Source organism: Streptomyces sp. NPDC058469 (genome assembly GCF_042721125.1).
In the GTDB taxonomy this organism is placed as follows: Bacteria; Actinomycetota; Actinomycetes; order Streptomycetales; family Streptomycetaceae; genus Streptomyces.
This window is the reverse complement of sequence record NZ_JBHXME010000281.1, coordinates 1-7,261: the sequence shown is the minus strand read 5'-3', so window position 1 is coordinate 7,261 and position 7,261 is coordinate 1. Positions and strand designations below refer to the sequence as shown.

Sequence of the window (7,261 nt, the reverse complement as noted above, 5' to 3'; positions counted from 1 at the left end):
CACATGCAACACACCACCCGACACCAGACACCCGAACACCACCGTGTTCCCCAGGTCCGTCACCACCGGCTGCAACAACCCGAACCGGCCCCCCACCCCCGACCAGCCCAACCGCTCCACCACACCCACCGTGTACAGCAACAACCCCCCCTGCGTGACCTGCACACCCTTCGGCCGCCCCGTCGACCCCGACGTATAAACCACATACGCCAACTGACCCGCCTGCACCGATACTTCAGGTGACCCGGACGGCATCCCGGCCAGCCCCGCCACCACCGACGGATCATCCAAAACCACCGACCGCAGCCGCCCCACCGGCAGCTCATCGACAATGTCGCCGGTGCCGACCAATACCGACGCACCACTGTCCGCGAGCATGAACGCCAGGCGTTCCACCGGATACTCCGGATCCAACGGCACATACGCCGCACCCGCCCGCCACACACCCAGAACAGCCGTGACCATGTCCACCCCACGCGGCAGACACAACGCCACCACCGACTCCGCACCCACCCCCACCCCACGCAGGTAATGCGCCAAACGATCAGCCCGACCCAACAACCCCCCATACGACAAAGACACTTCACCCGACACCACCGCCACCGCATCCGGCACCAACACCGCCCGCGCAGCAATCAGCTCATGCACCCCACGCGCATCGACACCGGGTATCAGAGCCTGAGCCGGGACCGGAGTGTCGTTCCACTCCTCCACCACCCGTCGCCGCTCGTCCGCCGTCAGCACCGGCAGCCGCGACAGCTCCCGCCCCGTGTCCTCGGCCACCGCGCTCAGCAGCGTGACCAGGTGTCCCGCCATCCGCTCCACCGTCGCCGCGTCGAACAGCGCGGTGCTGTACTCGAATTCGCCCGCCAGCCCCGCATCGCTGTCGCTGAAGATCAGCCGCAGGTCGAACTTCGCGACGACTCCGCCGTCCGCCGTATCGGCCGTGGCGAGGTCGCCGGCACCAGCACTGGTCGAGGGCCGAGCGGAGTCGTAGTTGAAGAGGGCCTGGAACAACGGGGTACGCGACCGGTCCCGATCGGTGACCAACGCCTCCACCAACTGCTCGAACGGCACATCCTGATGCGCATACGCACCCAACGCCGTCTCCCGCACCCGCCCCAACACATCACGGAACGACGGATCACCCGACAAATCAGCACGCATCACAAGCGTGTTGACGAAGAACCCGATCAAATCCTCCGTCTCGGCACGATTCCGGTTCGCCACCGGCGTGCCCACCACCACATCCTCCGAGCCCGCATACCGCCCCAGCAGCACCGCATACACCGACAACAACGTCATGAACATCGACACGCCACACTCACGCGACAACCCCCGCAACGCCTCCGCCACCCCACCCGGCACAACGAAACGCACCGACCCACCCACCGAAGAACGAACCGGCGGACGCGGCCGGTCAGTCGGCAGGTCGAGTTCCGGTGCTCCGGCCAACCGCTCGCGCCAGTAGCCCAGTTGCTGGTCCAGGACCTCGCCGTCCAGCCACTGTCGCTGCCACACGGCGAAGTCCGCGTACTGCGCCTCAAGCGGCGGCAGCGGGTCGGGGTCTCCCGCCAGGAATGCCTCGTACAGGGCCATCAACTCGCGGTGGAAGACCTGGTCGGACCACTCGTCGAAGACGACGTGGTGCATGGCGACCACGAGGACGTGCTCCTCCGGTGCCAGTCGGAGCAGCGTGGCGCGGATCAGCGGTCCGGTCGCGAGGTCGAACGGGACCGCGGCGTCCGCCGCCGCCAGAGCCCGTACAGCAGTCCGGGGATCCGGCTCCCCCGACACATCCACCACCGGCAGCACGAACGGCGCCGGCGCATCGATCACCTGACGCGGAACACCCTCCCCATCCGCCACCAACCGCGTCCGCAACACCTCATGCCGCGCCACCACACCCGACAACGCCCCACCCAAAGCCCCCACATCCAGGGCGTCGTCCCAGCGCACCCGCATCGACAGGTTGTACTCGGTCGACGACGGGTCCAACTGGGCCAGGAACCAGAGGCGCTGCTGCGCGAACGACAGGGGGATCGGGCCGTCGGGGCGCGGCCCCCATTCGCGACGCGATGCCTGCTCTCCCTTGAGGCGTCGCTTCAGCAATTCCCGCTTGGCGTCAGAAAGCATCAGTTGTCCCCTGCAAATGAGAAAGCTGAATTAGTGCATGACGGTGCGCTGCTCGGCCCTGGGAAATCCATCGCGGCACCGAAAGGGAACGCGACGGCAAGAAGGGATTCTCCGTCTCACCATGGCACACGGCTGGATCATTGATCCAGTGAGTCGGCGATCGGTCACCGCTCAGCGGGGCGGCCGGTCGCCGGCGGGTGTCGGATCGGGATGTTCAACTGCCGCGCGGCGGCGCTTGAACGCGGGGAGAACGCCGGGAGCTAGCGCGTGGCGTCGAGTTCGTAAAGGTCCGTGCCCGCCAGTTGGGGCTGCTGGGCGACGGAGACGGTGAATCCGTGCCGTTCGAGGAGTCCGGTGATGTTCTTCAACCGGCCTTCCTCGTCGTGTACTTCGGCGACGACACGACTGATCAGCGGCCAGTGCGCGTTCTCGATGCCGGCCAGGACCAGGTGCTCGGCACGCTCCACGTCGATCTTCAGCAGGCTGATCTCGTGCAGCTCGTGGCGCCTGACCAGATCCGAGACGGTGAGTGTGGGAACTGTCAACTGAATTCCGTGGTGCAGGTTCTTGACGATTTCCCCGATGTAGTCCTCGGGAATTCCGGAGTTACGCAGGAATATTCGGGTGTTCGCGTCGTCGGCCTGCTGGTCGGCGAACAGCCCGGAGTTTCCCGTCGATTTCGGGTAGTAGGTGAAGGTGCTCTCTCCCGCACGGTCGCTGACGGCGCTGCGTACGGCTACGGCTCCTGGCAGATGGCTGCGGAGATTCGCCTCAAGACACGCGTATGTCGTCGGCGCGGGTTCCACGGAGATGATCCGCAGATCGGGGACCCGCCAGCCGAACATCAGGGACACGATTCCGATGTTGGCGCCGATGTCGAGCACGGTGTCGCCGGCCCGCAGCGCGTCGGCGGCCGACCGGTAGAGCCCTTGGCCCGTCGCCTCCGCCCAGAGGACCTTGGCCTCGGCCGCGCTGACGCAGGTGATCCCTCGTCCGTTGGGCAGCTCGTACGGGCTGGTGTCCGTGGGCCCAGTCGTCCGCGGCGCCGTCGACCTCGTCGGCTTCGTCGGCTCGGTCATGCGGACGCTCCTCCACCGTTGCCGTTCCTCAGGCGTTCGATCTCGGTGCTCAGATAGGCGCCCACGGCCTGTGCCCCCTCGCCGTAGAAGACGTTGGAGTGCTCGCCGGGCACGTCGATGACCTCGGGGCTGCGCGTGACGGGGATCTGCCACTGTTCGAGCGTCCACTTGTACGGCTTGGGCTGGTCGTCGCGCGGCATCAGCAGCACGACGCGGCCGTCGTAGGTGCGCATGCCGCGGTGCATGAGCTCGCCGTAGTAGGAGTAGGCCAGCCGGTTGGTGGCGAGGGCGCGCATGATGCGCAGGGCGTGCTTGTCGCCGTCGCGGACGCCCTGGGCGATCGCCTCGTCCGGTGCGCCGTACTTCAGGAGCCGCTTCTCGGTCCTGCGGTCGAGTGTCGTACCGGGGTCGCCGTCGAGGGCCACCTCGATGCTGTCGAGGAGTTTGCGGTCGGACTTGCTGAAGGCCTGGCTGGGCAGGCGGCGGGCGAAGGGCTGGCGGGCCGGTGCCATGAGGTAGACGCCGGCGACGTCCTTGCCCATGGCCGTCAGCTGGCGGGCCATCTCGAAGGCGACGTAGGAACTGCCGGACTGGGCGGTGAGGACGTACGGTCCGTCCTTCTGGATGCGCAGCACCTCGCCGATGTACGTGGTCGCCATCTCCTCGACCGACGTGGGCTGTGCGTCCTCGCCGGTCAGTCCGCGTTCCTGAAGGCCGTAGAACTGCTGGCCCTCGGCGAGGTGCCCGGCGACCTCGGCGAACGCCGCGACCTCGCCGGTCAGGGTGTGGACGGCGAACACGGCGGGCAGGACCGTGCCGGCGCGGATGGTCACCGCGGAGCGCACCTCGGGGTCCTCGGCGTGGATCTGGATGAGCGGCGCGGCGGCCGCGATCGTCGGATGGTCGAAGAGGTCGCCGACGCTGATGTCGTGCCCGGCGCCGCGGATGCGGCCGACGATCTGGGTGACCAGCAGTGAGTTGCCGCCCAGCTCGAAGAAGTTGTCGTGGGCTCCGATGCGTTCGATGCCGAGGATCTCGGACCACACCTCCGCGAGCAGTTGCTCGGCCGCGCCGGACGGGGCGACGTACTCGGTGCTGGTGGAGCGGACCGTCTCGGGTTCCGGCAGGGCCGCCTTGTCGACCTTGCCGTTCGTCGTGAGCGGCAGCCGGGACATCTCCATGAAGGCCGCCGGGACCATGTAGTCCGGGATGCTGCGCAGCAGCGCCTCGCGCAGGTCGGCGGCCTCGGGGATGCCTTCACTGTGGTCGGCCGGCACCAGGTAGGCGGCGAGCTTGCGGTCCGCGGCCTGCCCGTACGCCGTCACGACCGCCGTCCGTACCGCCGGGTGGGCGGCGAGTACCGCCTCGATCTCGCCGGGCTCGACCCGGAACCCGCGCACCTTGACCTGGTCGTCGTTGCGGCCGACGAAGTCGAGCTGCCCGTCGGCCAGCCAGCGCGCCTTGTCGCCGGACCGGTACATGCGCGCGCCGTCGCCGACGAACGGGTCGGCCATGAACCGCTCCGCACTCAGCGCGGCACGGCCCAGGTAGCCCCGTGCGACGCCCACGCCGCCGATGAACAGCTCACCGGTCGTGCCGACGGGGACCGGGCGGAGTTGCTCGTCGAGCACGTAGACGCGGGTGTTGGCGATCGGGCCGCCGATGGGAGGCCCACCGGCGTCCTGGGTGCCCGCCTCAGCGTCGGAGGTGTCGAGGGTGGCGATGCTCGCGCACACCGTGGCCTCGGTGGGGCCGTACGCGTTGAGCAGGCGGTGTTCGTCCCGCCACGCGGCGGCCGTCGTCCCCTCCAGGCGCTCGCCGGCCGTCACCAGGGTCCGCAGACCCGTCAGGTCGCCGGGCCGCAGCACCGCGAGGAGCGAGGGCGGAAGCGTCGCCACCCGTACCTGCCGCCGCCGGATGAGTGCGGCCAGCGCCTCGGGCTCGGCGCGCTCCTGGGCGGTGGCCACCACCAGCGTCCCGCCGGACCCCAGCGTCACGCACACCTCGGAGACGGCCGCGTCGAACCCGAACGGCGCGAACTGCACCACCGCGTCCCCGGCCTCGACGCCGAACGCCTTCGCCTGTGCCCGCACCAGGTTCACCACACCGCCGTGCGCGATCTGCACGCCCTTGGGCCGCCCCGTCGACCCCGACGTATAGATCACATACGCCAACTGGTCTGCCCGTACGGCGACTTCGGGCGAGGTCGACGGCTGTGCGGCGAGCTCCGCCATGACGTCGGGAGCGTCCACGACGACCGTCCGCAGGCGGCCCACCGGCAGTTCGTCCACCAGTTCCTCGGTGCCCAGCAGCAGCGTCGCCCGGCTGTCCTTCAGCATGAACCCGAGCCGGTCCGCCGGGTACTCCGGATCCAGCGGCAGATAGGCCGCTCCCGCCTGCCACACCGCGAGCATCGCCACGACCATGTCGATCCCGCGCGGCAGGCACAGTCCGACCACCGACTCGGAGCCCACCCCCGCTGCGCGCAGATAGTGCGCGAGCCGGTTGGCGCGCTGCAGCAACTCGTCGTACGTCAGGGTCAGTTCGCCCGATACGAGGGCCACGGCACCCGGCGTCGCGGCCGCCCACTCGGCGATCAGCTCATGCACTCCGCCCGCCTCGGGCAGTTCCTCGGCCGTGTCGTTCCACTCGTGCACCAGGCGCCGGTATTCGGCCTCGGTCAGCATCGGCAGTTCTCCCACCGGCTGCTCGGCGTCCTCGCCCACAGCTCCCAGCAATGTCACCATGTGCCCCGCAATCCGCTCGACCGTCACCGCGTCGAACAGAGCGGTGCTGTATTGGATCTCGCCGGTCAGGACGCCGTTGTCCTCCCCCAGCGTCACGACCATGTCGAACTGCACCGGCAGCAGCCCCGTGCCGGTCTCGACGCGCATGCCGGCCGCGCCGTTCCCATCGCCCTCGTCGTCGGAATAGGACGTCCGGGCGGCCCCCGCGGTGTAGTTGAAGGACACGCGGGTGAGTGGGCCACGAGTACGGTCCCGCACATCCGCCAGCGCGTCCACCACCTGCTCGAACGGCAGGTCCTGATGCGCGTAGGCCCCAAGGGCCGTCTCCCGTACGCGGCGCAGCACCTCCGTGAAGGACGGGGTTCCGGACAGGTCCGTCCGCATGACGAGGGTGTTGACGAAGAAGCCGATCAGGTCCTCGGTCTCGGCGCGGTTCCGATTCGCCACCGGCGTGCTCACGACGATGTCGTCCGACTCGGTGTAGCGGCCCATGAGGATGTCGAAGGCCGCGAGCAGCGTCATGAACATCGTCGTGCCGTGTTCGCGCGACAGTGCCCGCAGGGCGTCGGCGGTCCCCGCCGGGACGGTGAACCTCGCCACCGAGCCCTCCGTGGAGCGGACCGTCGGGCGGGGCCGATCGGTCGGCAGTTCCAGCTTCCTCGCTCCGGTCAACTCCCCACGCCAGTAAGCGATCTGTGCGTCTCGCACGTCTCCGGACAGCCAACTGCGCTGCCACGCCGCGACATCGGCGTACTGGACCGCGAGAGGCGGCAGCGGATCCGGGTCACCGGCCCTGAACACCCGGTACAGGAGGGAGAACTCGCGCTGGAGGACGCCGTCCGACCACTCGTCGAAGACGACGTGATGCATCGCGAGGACGAGTACGTGGTCGTCCGGGGCCAGTCGCACGAGGGACGCGCGCAGGAGAGGACCGGCCGCGAGATCGAAGGGCCTCAGGCCGTCCTTGATGATCAGCCCCTCCGCCTCCCCCTGCGGATCCTCACTGCCGGACACGTCCAGCAGCGGGAGCGGGACCGGGGCCGGCGGGTCGATGAGCTGGTGCGGTACGCCGTCGGTGTCGGACACCAGACGAGTGCGCAGCACTTCGTGACGGGCCACGATCGCGTCCAGCGTCGCGCCGAGCGCCGGGAGGTCGACGTCGCCGGTCAGCCGCAGCCGGGTCGACATGTTGTATTCCGGCGAGCCGGGCTCCAGTTGGTCGAGGAACCACAGCCGCTGCTGCGCGAACGACAGCGGCAGCGGCAACTCCCGGACGCGGGCGACCGGGGTGAGCGGGTG

3 protein-coding genes are annotated in these 7,261 nt (G+C 69.1%); all 3 read right to left on the bottom strand.

Annotation, left to right across the window (positions count from 1 at the left end; all coding sequences use genetic code 11):
* Nucleotides 1-2,136 (bottom strand): condensation domain-containing protein (locus ACFWP5_RS51045; RefSeq protein WP_384173839.1); only part of this gene is annotated, 2,136 nt, incomplete at its 3' end.
* Between the two features lie 260 nt (nucleotides 2,137-2,396).
* A complete protein-coding gene (locus tag ACFWP5_RS51040) occupies nucleotides 2,397-3,215 on the bottom strand; it encodes an FkbM family methyltransferase (protein WP_384173836.1) in 819 nt (272 codons plus the stop codon).
* A partial coding sequence (locus ACFWP5_RS51035) for an amino acid adenylation domain-containing protein (protein ID WP_384173833.1) occupies nucleotides 3,212-7,261 on the bottom strand: 4,050 nt, incomplete at its 5' end. The genes ACFWP5_RS51040 and ACFWP5_RS51035, both read right to left, overlap by 4 nt.

What these genes read in the sequence shown, in the direction of transcription:
- ACFWP5_RS51040 (WP_384173836.1), bottom strand. Translation starts at nt 3,215, where the DNA reads ATGACCGAGCCGACGAAGCCGACGAGGTCGACGGCGCCGCGGACGACT.